19 protein-coding genes and 3 tRNA genes are annotated in these 19,761 nt (G+C 26.6%); 14 read left to right on the top strand and 8 right to left on the bottom strand.

The window, feature by feature from the left end; translation table 11 throughout:
- Nucleotides 1-6: 6 nt before the first annotated feature.
- The gene (locus KKE07_02325) at nucleotides 7-591 is read right to left on the bottom strand and encodes an ATP-binding protein (GenBank protein ID MBU4269693.1); all 585 of its coding nucleotides are present in this window, start codon (nucleotides 589-591) and stop codon (nucleotides 7-9) included.
- A gap of 21 nt (nucleotides 592-612) precedes the next feature.
- The gene (locus tag KKE07_02320; GenBank protein ID MBU4269692.1) at nucleotides 613-1,563 is read right to left on the bottom strand and encodes an ATP-binding protein; all 951 of its coding nucleotides are present in this window, start codon (nucleotides 1,561-1,563) and stop codon (nucleotides 613-615) included.
- A 207-nt stretch (nucleotides 1,564-1,770) separates the two neighbouring features.
- Between KKE07_02320 and upp the strand changes: the two genes are divergently transcribed.
- Together upp and KKE07_02310 are read left to right on the top strand one after the other, a co-directional pair.
- Entirely contained in the window at nucleotides 1,771-2,373 is a 603-nt protein-coding gene (gene upp / locus KKE07_02315; protein MBU4269691.1) for a uracil phosphoribosyltransferase, read from the top strand.
- A 35-nt stretch (nucleotides 2,374-2,408) separates the two neighbouring features.
- Nucleotides 2,409-3,341: a hypothetical protein gene (locus KKE07_02310; GenBank protein ID MBU4269690.1), complete on the top strand. Its 933-nt coding sequence runs from the start codon at nucleotides 2,409-2,411 to the stop codon at nucleotides 3,339-3,341.
- A gap of 12 nt (nucleotides 3,342-3,353) precedes the next feature.
- Here KKE07_02310 and KKE07_02305 read toward each other — a convergent pair whose 3' ends face one another.
- From KKE07_02305 to bamD, 3 genes are read right to left on the bottom strand one after another with little or no spacing between them, the layout of a single operon-like run.
- Nucleotides 3,354-3,830 (bottom strand): hypothetical protein, encoded by a 477-nt coding sequence (locus tag KKE07_02305; GenBank protein ID MBU4269689.1) that lies wholly within the window; start codon nucleotides 3,828-3,830, stop codon nucleotides 3,354-3,356.
- 17 nt (nucleotides 3,831-3,847) lie between these two features.
- Complete coding sequence (locus KKE07_02300; GenBank protein ID MBU4269688.1) at nucleotides 3,848-4,207, bottom strand: YraN family protein; 360 nt, start codon at nucleotides 4,205-4,207, stop codon at nucleotides 3,848-3,850.
- 2 nt (nucleotides 4,208-4,209) lie between these two features.
- The gene (gene bamD / locus KKE07_02295) at nucleotides 4,210-4,998 is read right to left on the bottom strand and encodes an outer membrane protein assembly factor BamD (GenBank protein ID MBU4269687.1); all 789 of its coding nucleotides are present in this window, start codon (nucleotides 4,996-4,998) and stop codon (nucleotides 4,210-4,212) included.
- A 166-nt stretch (nucleotides 4,999-5,164) separates the two neighbouring features.
- Between bamD and gspE the strand changes: the two genes are divergently transcribed.
- Genes gspE through KKE07_02280 form a run of 3 tightly spaced genes read left to right on the top strand, consistent with a single transcriptional unit; the run spans nucleotide 5,165 to nucleotide 9,803 of the window.
- Nucleotides 5,165-6,865, top strand: coding sequence for a type II secretion system ATPase GspE (gspE, locus tag KKE07_02290; protein ID MBU4269686.1), 1,701 nt, complete (start codon nucleotides 5,165-5,167; stop codon nucleotides 6,863-6,865).
- Nucleotides 6,866-6,876: 11 nt separating this feature from the next.
- Nucleotides 6,877-7,404, top strand: a complete 528-nt coding sequence (locus tag KKE07_02285) for a prepilin-type N-terminal cleavage/methylation domain-containing protein (protein ID MBU4269685.1) — start codon at nucleotides 6,877-6,879, stop codon at nucleotides 7,402-7,404.
- The gene (locus tag KKE07_02280; protein MBU4269684.1) at nucleotides 7,386-9,803 is read left to right on the top strand and encodes a translocation/assembly module TamB; all 2,418 of its coding nucleotides are present in this window, start codon (nucleotides 7,386-7,388) and stop codon (nucleotides 9,801-9,803) included. The genes KKE07_02285 and KKE07_02280 overlap by 19 nt, the downstream gene beginning before the upstream one ends.
- Here KKE07_02280 and KKE07_02275 read toward each other — a convergent pair.
- On the bottom strand, nucleotides 9,755-10,348 hold the full coding sequence (locus tag KKE07_02275) for a hypothetical protein (protein MBU4269683.1): 594 nt from the start codon (nucleotides 10,346-10,348) through the stop codon (nucleotides 9,755-9,757). The genes KKE07_02280 and KKE07_02275 overlap by 49 nt on opposite strands.
- A 110-nt stretch (nucleotides 10,349-10,458) precedes the next feature.
- Between KKE07_02275 and KKE07_02270 the strand changes: the two genes are divergently transcribed.
- A complete protein-coding gene (locus KKE07_02270; GenBank protein ID MBU4269682.1) occupies nucleotides 10,459-11,124 on the top strand; it encodes a DUF1669 domain-containing protein in 666 nt (221 codons plus the stop codon).
- A gap of 3 nt (nucleotides 11,125-11,127) precedes the next feature.
- On the opposite strand, the gene KKE07_02265 is transcribed toward KKE07_02270, so the two are convergent.
- Nucleotides 11,128-12,057 carry an RluA family pseudouridine synthase gene (locus KKE07_02265; GenBank protein ID MBU4269681.1) on the bottom strand — a complete coding sequence of 310 codons (930 nt, stop codon included), beginning with the start codon at nucleotides 12,055-12,057 and terminating at the stop codon, nucleotides 11,128-11,130.
- A gap of 133 nt (nucleotides 12,058-12,190) precedes the next feature.
- On the opposite strand from KKE07_02265, the gene mgtE reads away from it, so the two are divergent.
- The 8 genes from mgtE (at nucleotide 12,191) to KKE07_02225 (ending at nucleotide 18,929) form a co-directional block, all read left to right on the top strand.
- Nucleotides 12,191-13,558 carry a magnesium transporter gene (gene mgtE / locus KKE07_02260; GenBank protein MBU4269680.1) on the top strand — a complete coding sequence of 456 codons (1,368 nt, stop codon included), beginning with the start codon at nucleotides 12,191-12,193 and terminating at the stop codon, nucleotides 13,556-13,558.
- Between the two features lie 97 nt (nucleotides 13,559-13,655).
- Nucleotides 13,656-13,731: transfer RNA gene (locus KKE07_02255), tRNA-Lys, on the top strand.
- A gap of 57 nt (nucleotides 13,732-13,788) precedes the next feature.
- Nucleotides 13,789-13,865 (top strand) — tRNA-Glu (locus tag KKE07_02250).
- A gap of 22 nt (nucleotides 13,866-13,887) precedes the next feature.
- Complete coding sequence (locus KKE07_02245; protein ID MBU4269679.1) at nucleotides 13,888-14,094, top strand: hypothetical protein; 207 nt, start codon at nucleotides 13,888-13,890, stop codon at nucleotides 14,092-14,094.
- 4 nt (nucleotides 14,095-14,098) lie between these two features.
- Nucleotides 14,099-14,176 (top strand) — tRNA-Glu (locus KKE07_02240).
- Between the two features lie 143 nt (nucleotides 14,177-14,319).
- Entirely contained in the window at nucleotides 14,320-17,364 is a 3,045-nt protein-coding gene (locus KKE07_02235) for a hypothetical protein (protein ID MBU4269678.1), read from the top strand.
- Between the two features lie 255 nt (nucleotides 17,365-17,619).
- Nucleotides 17,620-18,600: an Atg1 family protein gene (locus KKE07_02230; protein ID MBU4269677.1), complete on the top strand. Its 981-nt coding sequence runs from the start codon at nucleotides 17,620-17,622 to the stop codon at nucleotides 18,598-18,600.
- Between the two features lie 95 nt (nucleotides 18,601-18,695).
- A complete protein-coding gene (locus tag KKE07_02225; protein MBU4269676.1) occupies nucleotides 18,696-18,929 on the top strand; it encodes a hypothetical protein in 234 nt (77 codons plus the stop codon).
- 58 nt (nucleotides 18,930-18,987) lie between these two features.
- Here KKE07_02225 and KKE07_02220 read toward each other — a convergent pair.
- The coding region (locus tag KKE07_02220; GenBank protein ID MBU4269675.1) for a mechanosensitive ion channel at nucleotides 18,988-19,761 on the bottom strand (774 nt) is incomplete at its 5' end.

Here is a 19,761-nt window from a genome sequence, read left to right as displayed (position 1 = left end):
AATTTTTTATATATTTAATCTTGTTTGATGCCTGGTTTCTTGAAAATGATTTACAGCTTGGGTTGAAATTTTACTAAGAATAAAGTTTATTCTGTCTGATAATTCAAGTGCCGGAATAAAAATTGGATCATATCCAAATTCTGTATATGTATTTATTAAAGTTTGATGAATTTTTTTAGCTATTTTTTTGTTTTCAAGTCTTATTTCATTTGTTTCGTAAAAGTTTAAAAAATCTAAAACGAATATATTTGTGTATGTGTGTGTTTTTGCCAAATGAACAAATTCTTTGGTGGGTTCGGTTTTGAAAATTTTACAGTAAGCTATTGTATCTATTATACTTCTATCTATAAATGTTATTTTTTCGGGATTTATTTGGGATTCAAATTCTATTTGTTTTAGTATTAATTTTTTTTGAAATGCAATTATATCTTTTTTCCAAAGAGGAATATCGTTTTTTATTTCTTCTTCTATAAGTAAACTTGCGGCCTCTTGAATTGTTTGATAACCCATTTTGCCTAAGTGATTAATTGTTGTAGTTTTGCCGGTACATGGCCCGCCGGTTAAAACATATTTAGTTGGTTTTGTTTCCATAATAATTTTCACAAAATTGTTTTATGTTTTTTTATTTATAAAATTTCCTATTTCTAATTGAGCCCTTTTTCTTTTTTTAGATATTGGGTTTTTTTGTTCTGTGTAAGGTAATTCTTCTGAAACTTCAGTATCTTTTTCCGGATTTTTTATTAAATATTTTTCATATTTTTTATTTATTTTTTTTTCTATTGCTTTTATTTCTTCTGTACTTGTTTCAGCTCGATTAGGATCATCGAATTTTTTATTTGTTTTTATTTCTTTTGATTTAAATGGAATTATAAGATATCTGTAATTTTCATGTTTTTGAGAAATTGCATCCTCAAGTAATTTTAATGCTTCTAAAAAATTTATTTCATAATTTTTTAATTTTATATCCTGTTTTTTAATTATTTTATTAATAGTTTTTAATTCATCTTTAAAATATATGCTAATATAAGCTTTTATATCTATAAGCGATCTATCCAAAATTATTATATTTCCATTTTTTAAAGCTTGAGATTCTTTTTCCAGTTGTCTTAATATTATTTCCGTTTGAAACCAATAAAGATTTTCTTTTTCTTTTAAAAAATCTGCAAGTTTAAATTTTTTACCAACTTTTTTTTGTAATTCTTTTATAATTTCTGTTGATGTTTCTCCCACATATATGATTTCTGAGTCAATTTTTTTTGAATTAAAACTGTCTTTTATTGCGTTTAATACTTCGCTTTTTCCTGTAGCCGGTGCGCCTTTTAATATTATTATGTATTTTTTTTCATTTTTTGGAAAAATACTGGATGAACTTTTTAGTCTTCTTAAAGTAGTTTTTTTGGTTTTTTTATTTTTTGTTCTAGTAAAATCTTCTGGATTTAAAGATGATCTGAGATCATTTAATGAAGTTGATTCAGGAAATTTAGAAGTTTTATTCATAGAAAAAGTATTTTTTATAAAAACCGAAATACATATTACTGATAAAATACAAATTAATTTTTTCATGACAATATCCTTTCAACATGGAGTTAATTTTAAGGATAGATATTCTAAGATTGTGGTTTGAATAAAGTAAATTTTTTTGAAAAAAAATAGTTTTTTGTTGTATCATAAGCAAATTTAACGGCTATAATTTTACCATTATTGACAATAATATTTATTTTTAGTTCTAATAAATACTGAAAAAATACATATTTATAAAGGGAATATTTTATGAAAAAAGTGTTACTTTCTATTCTAAGAGACAAAAGTACGGATATAAAAAAATTTAGAGAAATTGCAAAAGATTTGGCATATATTTTGGCCTGTGATGCTGGTGATTTGATTGAAAAAGAAAAAATTAATATTAATACTCCAATGGGTAATGCAATCGGTACAAAATTTAAAAACGATATAGTTATTGTTCCAATATTGCGTGCGGCATTATCTTTATTACCACAATTTTTAGATTTTTTTAAATATGCAAAAGTTGGGTTTTTAGGTCTTAGACGCGATGAAAAAACGGCTATTGCAAATTTGTATTACAAAAATTTACCTGAAATAAAAAAAACGGACGATGTTATAATTCTTGATCCAATGATTGCAACCGGAGGAAGTGGAATAAAAGCAATAGAAATATTAAAAGAAATCGGTGTTTTGGAAGAAAAAATAATTTTTGTTGCTGTTATTTGTTCAAAAATTGGCGTTGATGAGATAAAAACAAGATTTCCAAAAATTAAGTTAATTTACGTTGAACAAGATGAAAAATTAAACAGCACAAAATTTATTGTTCCCGGGTTGGGCGATTTTGGGGATAGATTTTTTGGAACAATATAGTTGTTAGAGTTTTAAATTTTGTAGAAAGGTATTTTGTGAACTTTCGTAATATATTTTTTATTTTAGGAATAATTTTTTTTGGTAATTTGTACTGTGTTTTGGAAAACTTTAATTTCAAAAACTGGTGGAATACAAATAAAAACTATATTGTTGGGGATGATTTTGACGAAGATGGTGTAAAATATTCTAAAATGTTTAATAAAATTAAAAATTCTACAAAATTTGCCCCAAATAAATTGTCTAAACAAATTGTTGATGGTGCTTGTGGCTTATTAGAAAAAATACTAAATGGTATGTATGAAACCAAATATGTTAATGAAACTATTATAGAAGGATTTTCTCTTTGCGAAGAAAATGATAAAAAAGATAATTATGTTTATTGTAACTGCTCCGGTTTTGTTTGTGCTCTTATAAAAAAGTATTCGCAAGTCCATTATAAATCAATAATGGAAAGTATAGAGGGGACTCTTTGGGAAGATTCTATTAAGGCTCGCGATTTATATCCCAAAAAAAATAAATATGGTAAATGGGATAGCTGCAAAAGGCCTCAAGTTATAGATATGTACAACGCGTTTAAAAAACAAAAAGAATATTGGGAGTTAATTAAAAACATTAATAATATTTTACCGGGAGACATAATTTCAAAAACAACAACAAAAAAAATAGAACCACTTGGAAATACCGGGCATGTAGTTATTGCATTATCTGTACCTAAGTTTGTTAAAGATTGGGAAAAAAATGGTCAAAAATATAAAATTTATGAATTGGTAATTATAGATTCTTCAACTGTTAACGATGAACCATGTAGTCGTGTGTTAACCTCACCAAATTTTTCTGGTGTTGGTGTTCGATATATTTCATTATTAGCTAATGAAAATGGTGAGACTATAAATTTTTTCAGAAAGGCAGACCCTAGTGCTCCCGCAAAAACTACAGTTTTAAATATAAGTCGACCTATTGAAGTATAAGTTGTTTATATTTTAAATAAAATTATTACTTATTACAGTTCCAACTATTTGAGAAATAATTATTACAACTGTTGCAATGCCAACGTGTTCAAATATTACCGGTAATGGTTTTACTTTTTTTTCTTTAGCTATTATGTAACTGAATATTGCTAAAAGAGACAGACCCATAAATATACTTACCCAGACTGCAAAACAAAGATTAAATAACAGTATTGGAAATATAAAAAGCAAAGCGATTACAAATTTTGAAATAAATGTTGTAACAGTAGATTCCCAGATCTCTTTTTTACTCGTTTGATTTTCAAATTCTCGTGATACATGCACGCCAAGTGAATCTGAAAATGCGTCGGCTATGGCAATGGTTAAAACACCACCGATTATTGCAAGCGTTGAATGTGTTCCCGAATGTAACCCAACCATTAATCCAAGAGTTGTAATTACTCCGGATGTTACTCCAAACCCTAAACCTACTTTTAATGAATTTTTCATGACTTTACCCCAAGTTATTAATAATCTTGAAATGCATTTTCTATGTAATTAATATCAAATTTATTATTTTTTAGTATTGCAGTAGCAACGTCAAATCTACAAACTTTATCAAAAATATTATTTATTTGTATAAATAATTTAGCTGTATTTATTATTTTTCTTTGCTTTGTATATGTTATTACATTTGATATGGGAAAATATTCATTAATTCTGGTTTTTACCTCTACAAAAAGTAAATATTCATCTTTTTGCGCAATTATATCAATTTCGCCATATCTTGTTTTGTAATTTATATTAACTATTTTAAAATTTTGTTTTTTTAAATAGTCAGCGACGGCTTGTTCGCCTAAAATGCCAAGTTGTGTTCGTTCATCCATAATTAAAACATGAAGTTGTTTTTAACCGAAAGCCCTTGTGCCATTCTTGTAAATGGAGACTCCGGATACTGTTCCATTAATTGTTCAACTTTTTTTCCTAAAGTATCATTATCTTTCTCTTTTTGAGCTAACTTTGCTTCCAAGTAAAGCAATCTTGGATTTAAATTGGTATCTTTATCCAAATAGTTTTCTTTTAGGTACGTTAGCCTGTTTTTAGCAGATTTTAATTTACCTTTTTTTAGATAAAAATTATAAACATAAACTTCTTTGTCTATTAGTTTACGTTGGCATGTATGTTCTATATCTTCTATATCGTTTTTATATTTTGAATAACTAGGATTTCTAAGATAATCTTTACATAAATTTATGGTTTCTTGTGTGTCAGATTGATCGCAATCTATTTTTAATGTTTGGTAAAATTTAGATTTTATAGCCTGATAATAAGCATATTCAGCTTGTTTGTCGGATGGATAGAAATCTTTAAAATGTTCATACATTTGAAATGCAGAAGGTAAATTTCCTGTGTTAAAGTAGCTGTCGGCCAACATTAGTTTATATTCCGATAAATCATCTTTTTCAGCGTGTTGTGCTACCATAACTTCCAATGGCTGTAGAGCTTCTTTATATTTTTTTTCTTTTAACGAAGCAAGTGTTTTTTGTTTTAATTCATCAAAAGAGAGATCTTCTGTTTTCTTTTCTTCTTTAGCACAATGTGGTGTTGTTATTAACATTAAAACTAAAAGTGTTATTTTTGATAATTTTATTAAATTAAAATTATTTATCTTATGCATTTATTACTCCAATAATATTAAAAAATAGCTTTATTGCTAAATATATTAAATTATTGTTTTATATTTGGCAAAAAAGTAAACTGATTCATTATGTCGATAGTTTTGTATTTAATAAGTTAACCTTTTTTTATAAAAAATAAACCCCAGGCGATTAAGGGAGTTTTTAATGAATAAGAAAAATTTTCAAGATATTTTACTGGAATTGAATCTAATTTCTAAAGAACAGCACCAAAGTTGCGTTACTGAATCGGCTCAAACAGGTAAGCCATTAAGCCAAATAATAATTGAAAAAAAATTGGTATCCAAAATGGATATTGCAAAAGTTTTAGCTCAAGAAGTTGGATTTGTTTATGTGGATAAAATAACTGAACAAATGGTCAACACAGAACTTTTGAGCAAAATTCCATTAAAATTTTTGCGACAGCATGTAATTATACCCATATTATTTGAAGGATTTAAAACTGTTGTTACGTCCAATCCAAGAGATATTCAGCCATTGGACGATATTTCACTGCTTTTATCAGGTGATGTAAAATATGGCGTTTCAAGTGATGATATTATAAATGCAGCAATAAACAAATATTATCCTTTGGAAACAAGTAAAGAAATGATGGAAGAGTTAAAAGAAGAAGAGGCCGGCGAGATAGATTTAACCGCAGTAGAAGAACGAGATATTTTGGAAATGGCTCAAGAAGCTCCAATTGTAAAGCTTGTAAATCATATGATATTTCAGGCTGTAAAAGAAGATGCTTCTGATATTCATATAGAAGCCTTCGAAAAAGAACTTCGCGTTAGATACAGAATTGATGGTGTTATGTATCAAAGAGTGTTGCCTCCAAAAAGATTTCAGGGAGCCATTGTTTCACGTATTAAAATAATGGCAAATCTTGATATTGCTGAAAAAAGATTGCCACAAGATGGAAGAATTCAGATAAAAGTAGGGGATAAGGCAATAGATATTCGTGTGTCGATATTGCCTTGCAATTATGGCGAGCGAGTTGTTATGCGTTTGCTTGATAAAACTAAAGGTGCCGTTGATCTTGAACATCTTGATTTTTCAACACGTGACCTTGAAGTGATTTCTCGAAATATTACAAGACCCAATGGAATAATTTTAATAAGCGGTCCTACCGGATCTGGTAAAACTACAACGTTATATTCAATACTTTCTCGATTAAATAAACCGGATATTAATATAATTACGGTTGAAGATCCTGTAGAGTATACGATTACAGGGGTAAATCAAGTTCAAGTTAAAGAAGATATCGGATTAACATTTGCCGCGGCGCTACGTTCGATTTTACGTCAAGATCCGGACGTTGTACTTATTGGTGAAATACGAGATAAAGATACGGCTCAAATTGCAACTCAGGCGGCTTTAACTGGTCACGTTGTTTTGAGTACCATTCATACAAACAGTTCTCCGGCAACAATTACGCGTTTAATTGATATGGGTATAGAACCATTTTTAATCTCATCATCGGTTATATGTATAATGTCTCAACGGTTGGTTAGAAAACTTTGTGATAAATGTAAGCAAGAATATAAGCCTGAGCCTGATATGATTAAGCGTCTTGGATTGCCGGAATCTGAATTAAACCAAATAAAATTTTATAAATCGGTTGGATGTGAAGAATGTTTTAATACCGGATATCGAGGTCGATTGGGTATTTTTGAAGTAATGGAAGTCGATGATGAAATTGCGCATTTGATTGTGGAAAAAGCTGATGCAAATGTGATAAAATCAAAAGCCATAGAAAAAGGTATGGTTACTTTGGCGCAAGATGGAATTCGAAGAGTAAAAAACGGCCAAACATCTTTGGATGAAGTTTTAAATGTTGCATATATAGATCAGGCTTTGGATTAAAATAAAAAACTATGGATAAAGCTTTTTCACTTTTTGAATTGATAGTTGTTATTTCGGTTTTATCCATACTTTTTTTTGTTTCACTTCCAAAATTTAATTTTTTAGATAATTTTATTTTACAAAATGAAGTTGATAAGTTGTTCTCTACATTTTATTATTTACAACAAAAAGCAATTACTTCAGGCGAAGAACAAAAATTATATTTTAATATTGATTTAAATAGTTACGAATATCTCGGTAAATTTGGTAAGAAACAAAATTATATTTTACCTGATAAAATACAGTTTGGTGTTTTTGATAATGTCTATGGTCCTCCGTCAAAACCTGAGAATAAAATTACGGTTCCTATAACTTTTAAAAAAATAGATAAAAATTTATTTGAAATAATTTTTTTTACCGATGGTAGAATTGCTTCCGGAAATGCTTATATGATTACTAAAGATAAAAAGAATTTAATGTCGCTTGGTTGTTCCGTGTCACCTTTTGCTACTATAATAAAATACAAATATCAGAATAAAAAATGGATCTCTTCAAAATAAAAAAACTGAATATATTTGAATTTATTTTTTTAGTAATTGTTTTTTTGTTTGCATTAGCATGGATCGTTCAAGAAAACCCTGAAATGCAGAAAAAAATATTTAATATATTAAAAAAAGATTTAGAGCGTAGTTGGAGCGTGGATATTAACGTAAAAGACTACAGGATTAATTTTTTTACAGGCCAAATTTATATCAAAACCGGTATTGTTAGTTCTAAATTAGATAGCAATAATAAATTCTCTTGGAGCTTTGGTAAACTTTTTATTAAATTTAGTAGGTTAAATCTTATTTTTAAGAAAATTTTTCTATTGGATCTTGTTTTTGAAAATATTAATACAAAATCTGAGCTTAAAGATAATATTCCTGTAATCAAAGATCATTTTGAAAATATATTATTAAATAATTCGGATATAAATGTAAAGATAAATTCTTTAAATATAAAAAATGTAATTTTTGAAGTTATTGATGTTAATTATCCAATTATATTTAATTTTCCATGTAATATTTCATTAAAATATTTCGCAAATAAATATTGGGCCGGATATTTGAATTTAAATAATGGTACTATTTTTTACAAAAAAAATATTTTAATTAAAAAACTTAAAACAAATATTGTTTTTTCAGATTTATGTACCAATGGTATGTTTGAATTTAACGGCTTTGATACTATTCAAAAATATAGAGTTAGTTTTGATAAAAATATTTTAAATATAAGCTCTGAAAATCTTGATTTGAATATAAGTTTTTTATCAGAAAATATTAATATTTTTGGTAATGCTAACGTAGAAAATTTAGCTAATATTGCTAAAATTTTTGATCTTAAAATTAGTAATAATTTTTTGACCGGTAACTTAAAATTTAATTTATTTTATGATCTTAAAACGATCAATGGCAAATTTGAGCTATTTGATTTTATATTACCGTCAGGCAAAACAAATTTTGTTGGTGATATTTTGTTTGATTTAGCTAAAAATAAATTAAGCATGAATATTGGTGAGTCTATATATAAAGTAAATTTGGATTTGAATTTTTACCCTGAAATATTTTTAGAAAAAATTTTATTTTATAAAAACAATAAAAAATTTATAGATGCGAAAGTTAAAAATAATATAGATAAGATTTTGTACGGTAATATTGATTTTTTAGCATTAAAAAAACTTTTACCTGTAAATTTGCAGAAACTTATTTTGGGTAGGCTTAATAGCTTGAGTTTTTTAATAGATCAAACTAAATTCGAAAATATAAGTGGAAAAATTATTTTTAGTGACGGTAAAATATTATTTAAAGATACTTATAATCCGATAGAAAATTTAAATTTTGATTTTTTAATCAAAAACAATTTTAAAGAGTTAATTTTAAGTGATTTAAATATAAAATTTTTTAAGGGTAATATTTATTCTAATTTAGGATATATAAACTTCGATGAAAAATTTTGCATAAAAAATCTTAATATACCGTTTAATTTCAATAATTTTTTATTTAATATTAATAGATATTTTTATTCTATTTTTGATGCAAATTTAATTTTAACAGGTAATAACAATAAAAATTTTTGTATTACCGGTGATATTAATTTTACTAAAAGTTATTTAAATAGCAGTTTGATAAATATTGAATCTCAAAACAAAAATATTCATAATATGGGTTATTTGGAAAACAAAAATTTAATTAATTTTGACTTAAATCTTTTAACAAAAACACCCTTACAGGTTAAAGGCGGCCTTTTTGATTTAAATATCGATGCAAATCTAAATATGAAAACTTGTCTGCAAAAAGACGGGTTCGTAAATTATCTATTTGCCGGAAATTTAAATATCACAGATGGATCCTTAAATTTTTTAGATAAAAAACTTAATATTGATTATGGTAAAATTCAGTTTTTACCGAATAATTTAAATGATCCTATTATTGATTTGGTTGCAAAAAATAAAATTGGTAAATATTGGATTAATCTTCAAGCTACTGGATATTTAAGTAATCCCAAAATTATACTTGAGTCTTTACCAAAGTTAGATAAAAAGCAGGTATTGGGTTTATTGCTGTCCGGTTCAAATGATATGAACTTACAATCACAATTTTCATTTTTATTACAAAAAAATTTAAGTAGTATTATAGCCAATAATGAATCTGATAATTTTTTAAAAAAAATTTTAAACCCATTTCGTTATATACAGATAACTCCAAATTTTATTAATAATTCAGGTAAAAGTGGGTTTAATGGTTGTTTGGATGTGGATTTAAGTGATCAGTTACATGCAAAAATACAAAAAGATTTTAATTTAAAAGATGATCTCTCAGTACAACTTGATTATTTTTTAACAGATGATATCAATCTACGGTTACTAAAAGATCAAAGGGATGAAATAGGAGCTGAAGTTGAAGTCAGAGTTGCACTTTGATTGTCTTTTAATAGGCTATTTTTAGATAAATTTTGAGGCGATTGTTTTTCTATATTATTTAATTCTTCTGTTTTTAATAATAGCTGTTTATGTTCTTCTTGTAATTGACTTACCTGATTTTGAATTTGTTCTTTTTCTTTATTTATTGAGTTTAAAAGATATGCACTTTTTGCAAGAGTTTTACTTTTTGTTTCCAACTCTTTTTGTGTGTTATTCAACTTACCTTCTATGCTTTTTAAATTATTTTTTAACATACTTGTTTCATTTTTTAATGCCAAAGTTTCTGCATTTTTTAATTTTAATTCACTTTTAATTTTAGATTTTTTTTCTATAGTTATCTTTGATGCTTGATACATTTTACAGACTTGATCAAGTAATGAATAAACTTTTGGCTGTGTTTGAGGATATTCTTTTTTAATATTCAGTAGATCTTGATTTATTTGATTATAGATATTTGAAATTAAAATTTCTGTTTTTTTTGCAAATGATTTTTGTATGTATATTATTGAAGTAATAAATAATAGATATAAAACTACCTTTTTCATTAAAAACTTCTCCTTGTTTTTATTGAGAGCATTGCATAAAATTTTTTTTTAATAAAGTATAAAAAAATAGTTTTTTTTAAAACAAAATAGATAAAGAATGGGAATATATGATGAAACATAATATTTTTTTAAAAAGATTAGTTATTATTTTTTTATTAGTTTTCTTTAATTGCAGTGCAGCTAATGTCGAATCGAATGTAAAAATTTGGTTTTCGCCAAATGATAATGTGAGTAAAAATTTAATTAAAGAATTAAATAATGCAAAATCCAAAATTTATGCTGCTGTTTATATGATTACCGATAAAAAAATAGCTCAAGCCTTGGCTGATGCAAAGATTAAAAGGGGTGTGGATGTTCAGGTTGTAACGGATCAATCATGCCTTGAGTATGAATATGGTAAGGTAGATTTTTTAAAAGAAAATGGCGTTGATATATTTGTATATAAAAGTAGTTTAAAGAAAAAAAGAAATCACTCAGAACAGATTATGCATAATAAATTTGTAATTATCGATGACGAATTAATTACAGGATCTTTTAATTGGACAGTTCAAGCAGATGCTAGAAATTACGAAAATGTAATTTGTACAGCAGATAAATTGGCGTGTAAAAAATATTTGGATCAATTTGAGCTTTTGAAAAAAAATTGTGTCCGACAAGCAATGAATTTGATTACACAAAAAAGTAAAACAAATACACAGGTAATAAAAGAAACATCTGTTAGTTTTAAGAATAAATTAGTCGATTTTTTTAAAGATTTAAAAGAAAAAGTTAAGTAATTTTTAGCGTTTCTCAAGATTATTTAATAAATATTGAATGTCTTGAGGCGCGCTTTTTTCATATTCAAAAAGAGTATCTTTATAAGTAAAAGATAACTTGTAAGCATGAAGAGCCGGTCTAGATATTAATTTTGATAAATAGCCATAGCTTTCATCACCAATAAGACCATGTCCGATTGCTGCAAAATGTACTCGAATTTGATGAGTTCTGCCTGTTACAATTCTTACTTCAACTAAAGATTCATCTTTGTAATATTGCAGTACTTTGTAATAAGTTAATGCCGGCCTGCCATCATGGCTTTTGTGACTCATTAAATGTCCTTTTAATGGATGGCGTCCAACAGGATAATCAATTTTACCTTCCTTTGGTGGATGACCTTTAACAACTGCAAGATATGTTTTTTTTATTAATCTATCTTTAAACATATTGGATATTTTTATCTGTGATTTTATATTTCTTGCAACCAATAAAAGACCTGACGTGCCACGATCAATTCTATGTACAATTCCGGGACGTTGATTGTCATTAAAATCTTCAAATTCTTTAAATTTGTATAAAAGACCGTGAACTATACTTAGTTCATCTTTATTGTTTTCTGAAGGGTGAACAACCAAACCTGCAGGCTTATTTATGACGATGAAATCAGGTTGAATATCAATAATTTCAAGATCAATATTTTCCGGGCTAACATTATATTGAGTTATTTTAGGAAAATTTATTTCTATTTTGTCATTTTCTTTAATTTTATAACTTGATTTTATATTTTTTTTTCCATTAACGGATATTAAATCTTGATTAATTAAGTCTTGGAAATAAGATCTTGAATAGTCCGGGTATTTTGCAAATAACAATTTATCCAAGCGAGAGTTGCTTAGATCTTCTTTTTCGCAAACAATTATATCTGTTTTATCTATTTTTTGCTTATTTTTCACAGATTCGACCCCAAAACATTTTATCTATTTAATAATTTGCATATATTTAGTATTATTTATAATAGTTTAATGTCAAATAAGCCTTTATCTCAAAAATACATGCTTAGTAGTATAAATAAAATAAGGGGGTTTTGTGTTAAAGTTAAAAAAAATATTCTTTCAAATAGAAAAAAATTTGGATGATGTAATAAAAGAAAAAACACCTCTAGGTACAGACCTGTTTAATCTTTTAGTTAGTCAGCACCCCGCGGATATAGCATTGTTTTTTGATAGTGTGATTAATGAAAAAGAACAGTTATTATTATTCAAAAAATTTTCACATAATTTAAAAACTCGAGTTTTTAATGAATTATCCGAAAACAGTCAGGCAAATTTACTTGTTAATCTTGGAGATGAGGCTTCTTCGGAATTATTAAAAACAATACCGACAGAAACAATCATAAAACTTTTTGATAGTTTATCTGATGAAGATTTAAAAAAATATTTAAAACTTTTACAGAAAAAACAGCGATCTGATATAATTTCACGACTTAATTTTAAGCCCGATTCTGCCGGACGAATAATGAATTCGGAAGTGATAAACTTGCAAAAAGATTTTACCATTAAAAAAAGTTTATCAATATTGCAGCGTTTGGGCGAAAAACAGGAGTTATTAAAAGTTGTTTATATTACCGATCAGGACCAAAAATTATTAGGAAATATAACTTTAGGGGACCTTGTTGTAAACAAGCCTGAAACGGTATTGAAAAATATAATACGTAAAAATGTTTTGGTAATTAATGTAAATCAAGATCAGGAAGATGTTGCAAATCAATTTAGTCACTATGGATTATTAAGTGCACCTGTTGTAGATAATGAAAATAATTTTTTGGGTGTAATTACTGCAGATGATGTTATCGAAGTTTTAGAAGAAGAGGCTAGTGAAGACGTTTATAAAATGTCAGGATTAAGCCCATCTGAAGATGAATATTTACAAACACCATTATGGAAATTTGTTTGGCAAAGAACACCTTGGCTTGTTGGGCTTCTTTTATTGCAAAGCATATCAAGCTTTATTCTTTCCGGTTATAACTATGTTGTTGATAAATATTTTATAATACCAATGTTTTTAACCATGCTGATCGGTACGGGCGGTAATGCCGGCAATCAATCCTCTGCTATTATTATCCGAGGTCTTGCAACTGGACAAATATCAAGAAAAGATGGATTGAGAGTTTTATTAAGAGAATTTGGTGTTTCCATTTTTGTATCACTTATTTTAGTTGTCGTTGCATTTACAAGAGTTTTTTTATTTAAACAAGATCTAATGAGTGCATTTGCTGTTGCCATAGCTTTGTTTTTTATAATAATGGTGTCTATGATTTTGGGAACGGTTTTGCCATTATTATTGGAACGATTTAATTTGGATCCGGCACATTCGGCAGCACCCTTTTTGGCAACTTTAATGGATATTTTAGGGGTAACAATTTATTGTTTTGTTGTGAGTCGTATTTTAGGCTAAATATTTTTAAACTTTTGTTATTAAAATAATTATAAAAAGCCAATTTTCTTGACAGTGTGTTATAATTCTTGTAAATTTTTCATTGTGTAAAACACAGGAGCCGCTAGCTCAGTTGGTAGAGCAACAGCCTTTTAAGCTGTGGGTCGTAGGTTCGATTCCTACGCGGCTCACCAGTCTACGCCCTTCGTGGCTTTGGCTGGCAGGCCAACCAAACGGTTGGCAATATTTATGTCCCCATCGTCTAGCCTGGTCAGGACACAGGATTTTCATTCCTGTAACAGGGGTTCGAATCCCCTTGGGGACGCCAAATTTTCCAAGTTTAGGTTATTATGGATAATGGTTTTAAGGGTTTTCTTTATATATTTCTTGGTAGTTTAATAGTTTTTTTTGTTGCCGGTATTTTTATCATCAAAATGGCTATTGCTGCTTTCGGTTTGTATCTTATATTTAAGGGTTTGCAGCTTAAAAATGCGAATAGAGCCCTTTTTTATGTTTATAGATTCAGAGATAAATTTCACGATAATTTTTCAGATTAAATATGTCCCCATCGTCTAGCCCGGTCTAGGACACAAGATTCTCATTCTTGTAACAGGGGTTCGAATCCCCTTGGGGACGCCAGTAAGAATAATTTGAAATAACGTTAAATTCAAGAGATGTTTTTTTTGTTATCTATTTTTTAAAAAAATATTATATAGTAAAAATAATTAGTAAATTTTAAAGAAATTATTAGTCAAGAGCCAATCTTTAAAAAAGAGAATTTTATGAAAAATATTTTTAAACGATATTTAGTTATATTGCTTGGAATTTATTTTTTTACATCTGTCTCTTTTATAAAGCCGGCACCTAAATATTCTGGATATATAGAAGATTTAAAAAAAGAATTCATTGCTATAAAAAATGCGGATGAGTTAATAAAAAAGCTTAATACAGAAAGTATTGTATTTTGGGATGAAGGATACCGTCCAACAGTATTTGAGTTATTAGTTTCAATAGCAAAAACAGATTGTGTTTCAGTTATTCTTGATAAGATATATGAATTTAATTGTAATAAAGAGCGGATTAAAAATTTATTTTTAAAAAACAATAATCGTTATAGAACAATTTTTGCGGCATTTATTAGGCAAGTCTATTTTGCATCTATAAAATCAGACTTTATTTATTCAGAAAAAGATTTTAAGGATCTGTTTCCCAAATTTTTAAAAATCTTTGAAAAATATTTAAAAGCCAATGATTTAATAAAAATCTTTTTTATTAATAAAGATTATGGATATGAATATCAAAAGGAACAAAGAGTAAAATCGCCTTTTATTTTTAGAGCAATTCCAGCCACTATTAATTATCATATATTATTATCGTATCATTATTCTAGTAAGGCTGTTGCCTTGGATATAAATGAATTTTATAAATCAATAATAAGTAGTATATATAATTTGTTAACCAAAGAACGTATTCTTGGAAATGAAGAATTAACCAAGAGATATTTTTTTGATTATTTATATGTGGATTCTTTGGATGACGCAATTTTAACTAAAGAAAGTGAATATGATAAAAATTATCAAATGTGTGATTATAGCTCGGTAGATGAATGGATAGGCGGTGTAAAAAAATATATTTTAAGTCAAAAAGAATACGCTATAAATTATATTAAAAAAGATATTCCAGATACATTAAAATATTCAAATGATCCTGTAGATTCATTAATAAAATATATAAGTAGCGCCGATAAATCGGCTCAGAATTATAAATCAATAGCAAAAGATAATATATTTAATGAAAATTTTATTAGTATTGTAAAAAAAATTTTTGAAAACATAGATGAATATAAGGCTGCTTGTGAATTTTGTTTGGGTGTAATGGCCCGTAGTGATCTTAAATATGCTTTAAAATTAAGAGAATGCAAAGATTATGAAAATATATCAAATAATATATTGGATAACTTTGAAGAGTTTTCCAATATATATAAAATAAATATACTGCGTTTTTTTGCGCGTCTGTTAATATACAAAAAAAATAAAAGCGAATCAGACCTAAAATTGATAGAAAAATTTAAAAATATTTTTCTGAAAAATAGTGATTTACTAAATTTTTATTTACTTGATTCTTTTTTTATTTCATTCTTTGAAAATTTATTTCCTGAAACTTATTTTCAGGAAATAATGCTTAAAAATATTGATGAATACTTAGATAAGCCAACTGATAATTTTTATAAAAAAAAATGTTTTAGGACGTTGAATACTTTATACAATGATAAAAATTGGTATGAAAAGATATATACAAATACAAACGAAAAATTTATTGAAATTATATTTGAAAAATTTGCGAAAAAATTAGATCAAGTTGATGAGGATTTAAAAACAATTTTTAAAAACCTTTTATATAATTATATCGAACAACAATTATTTATTTCTTCTAAAGTATTAGCTTATATAAAAGAATTTAATTTGTTGGATAATTTTTATGACAAAAATATTATTGTTAAAGATGAAGATGTTTTTAACAATGAAAAAATAGAACATTTAACTGAATCACAATTCGAAAAGATATTAGACGAAATGTTGAAAACTAAAAATATATATAGTCAGGATAATATTAAAAAACTGATGACATATATTCAAGTAATCCTTAATCCTAATAAAAATTATATATTATCAAAAGCTTTAAAGGATAAAATTAGAGATCTTTCTTTAAACAATCCTGATCTATATTATTATACCGAGCATATAGTTAAACGATTTTCTGAAAAATATCCTGAAGAAGGAGTTTATTTCAAAGAACAAATGCTAGAAAATAGAGATGCATACATTGCTAAGCGAAAAGATGATAGTTTTGAAAAATTGCAATCTATTGATATACAAAAAGAAGTATGGGAATATCTTAAATTTTTAGAAAAAGAATTTAATAATTCAGAAGAACAACAAAAAAAGAATTCGGATTTTACTAGTATTTTATTTAATAATGTAGATATTTTTACGGAAGATATTTTTTTAAAATATATTGAAATATTGGATGGTTTTAGAGATAAAAAAAAGAAGTTTTATTTTGTTTTCAATTATAATTTGAATGTTTTTGTTGAAAAACTTTGTGAAACGTCTTTTTTTGATAATGCGTCAAAAGAAGTTGTGTATAAAATATTGGAATATGTAGAATCAACTTTTTTTTCACGAGAATCATTGGATCAGATAAAGGATATTAAAAAACGGTCTAGAAATATTTTGGAGATTCTTTTTGAAAAAAAAGGAGATGTGATTATAACAAAACTAAAAGAGGATTTAGACTCTAATAATTGGGATTTTAAAAAAAGAGCAATTTCAGCAGTTAATTTTTTAATTAGAATGTATTGTGACCCAGCAATTATTGCTAATTTAAAAAATTTAATAAAAAAATTACAAGAGCATGAAATAGGCATAAATGTATTGGATGAAATAATATCATTGAATAAAGAATTTGGAGATTTATTTTTCGATGGTTTAATTTATACACAATCGAATAAAGAGGTTACATATAATCCAAAGCTTATCGACGATATTTTGAAAAAATCTGAAGAATTGATTGATGGGGATAAAGAGTCGGCAATTACTTTATTATACTTATTACTACCTTTTAGTATACGGATTTATACTGAATTAAAAGGAAATATTGTTTTAGATGCAAAAATGCAATATAAAGATAGATTTAATAATATAATTGAAAAGGCTAACCCCTCAAAAGATAAAATGGTATCATATTTATCAATAAGAATTACTGCTTTAAAACCTAAAATTTCTAAATCTGATATTTCTGGAAAAAGAGAAGAGCGCAGACCATAAGAAGCTCTCTTTTATTATCAATCTTTCTATTTTTATATTTTACAGACAGATTTTTATCAAATCTATCATTAGCCCATTTGATGACATCGTTTATAGCTAACTCTAAATAGATTATTAATTGTTTATATTTACATATAATTATTTAATTATTCCAAATACTTTTTCTAAAAAACATTTTTGTTGCAAAAGTGTACATAAAAATACTAAATTGCTTATAGCTTGGACATTTTGGGGTATTTTATAGGGGGATGTTGTATGAAGATTTCTAGGTATTTTGTTTTGTTGTTTTTTATCTTTTTTTCTCTTAAATCTTATAATCCAATACTTTTTGTTTATGGACCAACTCAGTCAAGTCTTTTTGATTATAAATATGACAGAGAAAAAATTCAAAAAATTTACGATAAGTTTAATTTGGAAATAAAAGAAAAAAATACAGTTTTATTAAATGAAGATGAAGAAAATTGCGAAAAAAATTACTTACTTTTATTTCTTATGCTAAATACTAAGTTCGAAGATGATGAAACCAAACTTATCAATAAAGTTATGGATGAAAATGATATACGTCTGTGTTATAGAGAAAATATTAGAGATTTCAGAGAGCGATTAATTGAAGATATTGAAAATATTGATAAAAATATAAATGAGAAAATAACTATTGTAACTGTTGGTTTGGGTGCAAAAGTTATTAGTGATATTTTTGAAGAAATAAATGAATATATAAAATCTGTTGTTTCTATAGATTTAGTTGAAAATCTTAATTACAGCCCGATAGCAGGTGCATGTAAAAGTAGAATTATAAAAAAAGAATTTAGTGTCGTATCTTATGATGAAGATGGTAATATTAAATATGATGAAAACGATAGACCTGAGTTAACACCAATAAAAACAAATAAACTTAAAAACATACCTGAAAAAGAAGATGATGATGAATCGTACAGTTCAGATAGTAGTTCAAAAAGCGAATTATTAAGTTCTGATACATCAAAAAAAAGTTCTACACAAAGTTATTCAAGTAGTTCTAAAAATATTGAAAATAAAGGACAAAAGATAATTATTGAAGATAAAAGAGTGCCTATGATTTTAATTACGCTGGAAGATGCAGAAAAATTTTTAAAATATCAGCATAAAGATGATGTAGAATGTACATGTTTTGGAATCAATTGGACGAAAAAAAAGATAGATAGAACAATTGCCTTGGTCGGTTTGGCTTTTGAAATTATTACAGCTTTTGCATAATTAAAAAATTTAAAAATAAATTATCTTGAAAAAAAATATTTTTTTTTGTTAGCATTCTTTTACTTTAAAGATTTTTATTAATTAAAGGAGAAATAATGGCAGAAACTGGAAAAGTTGGAAAATGGTTTTTAAATAATATGACTGGAATTTTGGCTGTAATTTCAGGCTTGGTATTACTTGGTTTCACTTACAAAATTATTTTAAATATTATTCTTTTTACTGTTGGTGTTGCTCTTACATATTTTGGATTAGTGAAAATAAATGCATCTCCAATAATTAATTTTATTGATAAAATGATTAGAAAAATAAAAGCAAGCTTAAAAGAGTAGAATCAAAAGATTAATTTTAAAGTAATGGGCATATTAATATGCCCATTACTTTTTATATCTATTTTATAGAATTAATAGCTTTTTCGTCCGTTCTATGAACAACAATTTGTGGAAATGGAATTGTTATATTGTTTTCTTTAAATACTTTCATTATTGCGAATCGTAAATCGCTTGAAATATCCCATTGTTCACGGACTCTTCTTGCGCTTATAAATGCTCTTATGAAAAAATTTACACCACTATCGCCAAAATCTTCAATTCTAATAACTGTGGTAGGTACTTTTAAAATAGCATCATGACTTTGGATTGTTTTGTGTAAAATTTCTTTTACTCGTTCAAGATTTTGGTTGTAATCAACCGAAACTCTCAATTCAAAGCCAACCGATATCCTACCATCACCCCAATTAATTATTTGTTTTGAAACCAGATCTTTATTTGGAACTATAATTGAAAAATTTCTGGCGGTTCGTATAGTTGTGGCTCTGGCGGATATTTTTTGTACCGTACCAATTGTATGTTCATCAAGTTGAATATAATTTCCAATCTCTACAGGTCTTTCTATAAGTATAAATAAGCCTGCTACATAATCTGATGCAAGATCTTTTAATGCAAAACCTATACCGATTGCCAAAAAGCTACCGGCGATTGTTATAAATTCTCTTAATTGTATTGTTATAAATCCCAAAATTATTGCCAACGCTATTATTATGTAGTGTGAAATCTTAAACATGGTGTTTTGTGCGCCCGGTTCAGTTCTGAATATTTCAAATAATTTTGTAAGTACGAATGTTTTGACCAAATATGAAATTATAACAATCGCCGGTAGCTTTTT

This window comes from Candidatus Dependentiae bacterium (genome assembly GCA_018897535.1).
Classification (GTDB): domain Bacteria; phylum Babelota; class Babeliae; order Babelales; family UASB340; genus UASB340.
The sequence above is the reverse complement of the archived record's forward strand: the minus strand, read 5'-3'. Positions and strand labels throughout refer to the sequence as shown.

Bases quoted from the DNA above. Each gene is read 5' to 3' on its own strand.
- KKE07_02300 (MBU4269688.1), bottom strand. From the start codon at position 4,207: ATGGATGAACGAACACAACTTGGCATTTTAGGCGAACAAGCCGTCGCT.
- KKE07_02320 (MBU4269692.1), bottom strand. From the start codon at position 1,563: ATGAAAAAATTAATTTGTATTTTATCAGTAATATGTATTTCGGTTTTT.
- KKE07_02275 (MBU4269683.1), bottom strand. From the start codon at position 10,348: ATGAAAAAGGTAGTTTTATATCTATTATTTATTACTTCAATAATATAC.
- KKE07_02225 (MBU4269676.1), top strand. From the start codon at position 18,696: ATGGCAGAAACTGGAAAAGTTGGAAAATGGTTTTTAAATAATATGACT.
- KKE07_02285 (MBU4269685.1), top strand. From the start codon at position 6,877: ATGGATAAAGCTTTTTCACTTTTTGAATTGATAGTTGTTATTTCGGTT.
- KKE07_02325 (MBU4269693.1), bottom strand. From the start codon at position 591: ATGGAAACAAAACCAACTAAATATGTTTTAACCGGCGGGCCATGTACC.
- gspE (MBU4269686.1), top strand. From the start codon at position 5,165: ATGAATAAGAAAAATTTTCAAGATATTTTACTGGAATTGAATCTAATT.
- KKE07_02245 (MBU4269679.1), top strand. From the start codon at position 13,888: ATGGATAATGGTTTTAAGGGTTTTCTTTATATATTTCTTGGTAGTTTA.
- KKE07_02230 (MBU4269677.1), top strand. From the start codon at position 17,620: ATGAAGATTTCTAGGTATTTTGTTTTGTTGTTTTTTATCTTTTTTTCT.
- bamD (MBU4269687.1), bottom strand. From the start codon at position 4,998: ATGCATAAGATAAATAATTTTAATTTAATAAAATTATCAAAAATAACA.
- KKE07_02305 (MBU4269689.1), bottom strand. From the start codon at position 3,830: ATGAAAAATTCATTAAAAGTAGGTTTAGGGTTTGGAGTAACATCCGGA.
- KKE07_02280 (MBU4269684.1), top strand. From the start codon at position 7,386: ATGGATCTCTTCAAAATAAAAAAACTGAATATATTTGAATTTATTTTT.
- upp (MBU4269691.1), top strand. From the start codon at position 1,771: ATGAAAAAAGTGTTACTTTCTATTCTAAGAGACAAAAGTACGGATATA.
- KKE07_02235 (MBU4269678.1), top strand. From the start codon at position 14,320: ATGAAAAATATTTTTAAACGATATTTAGTTATATTGCTTGGAATTTAT.
- KKE07_02270 (MBU4269682.1), top strand. From the start codon at position 10,459: ATGAAACATAATATTTTTTTAAAAAGATTAGTTATTATTTTTTTATTA.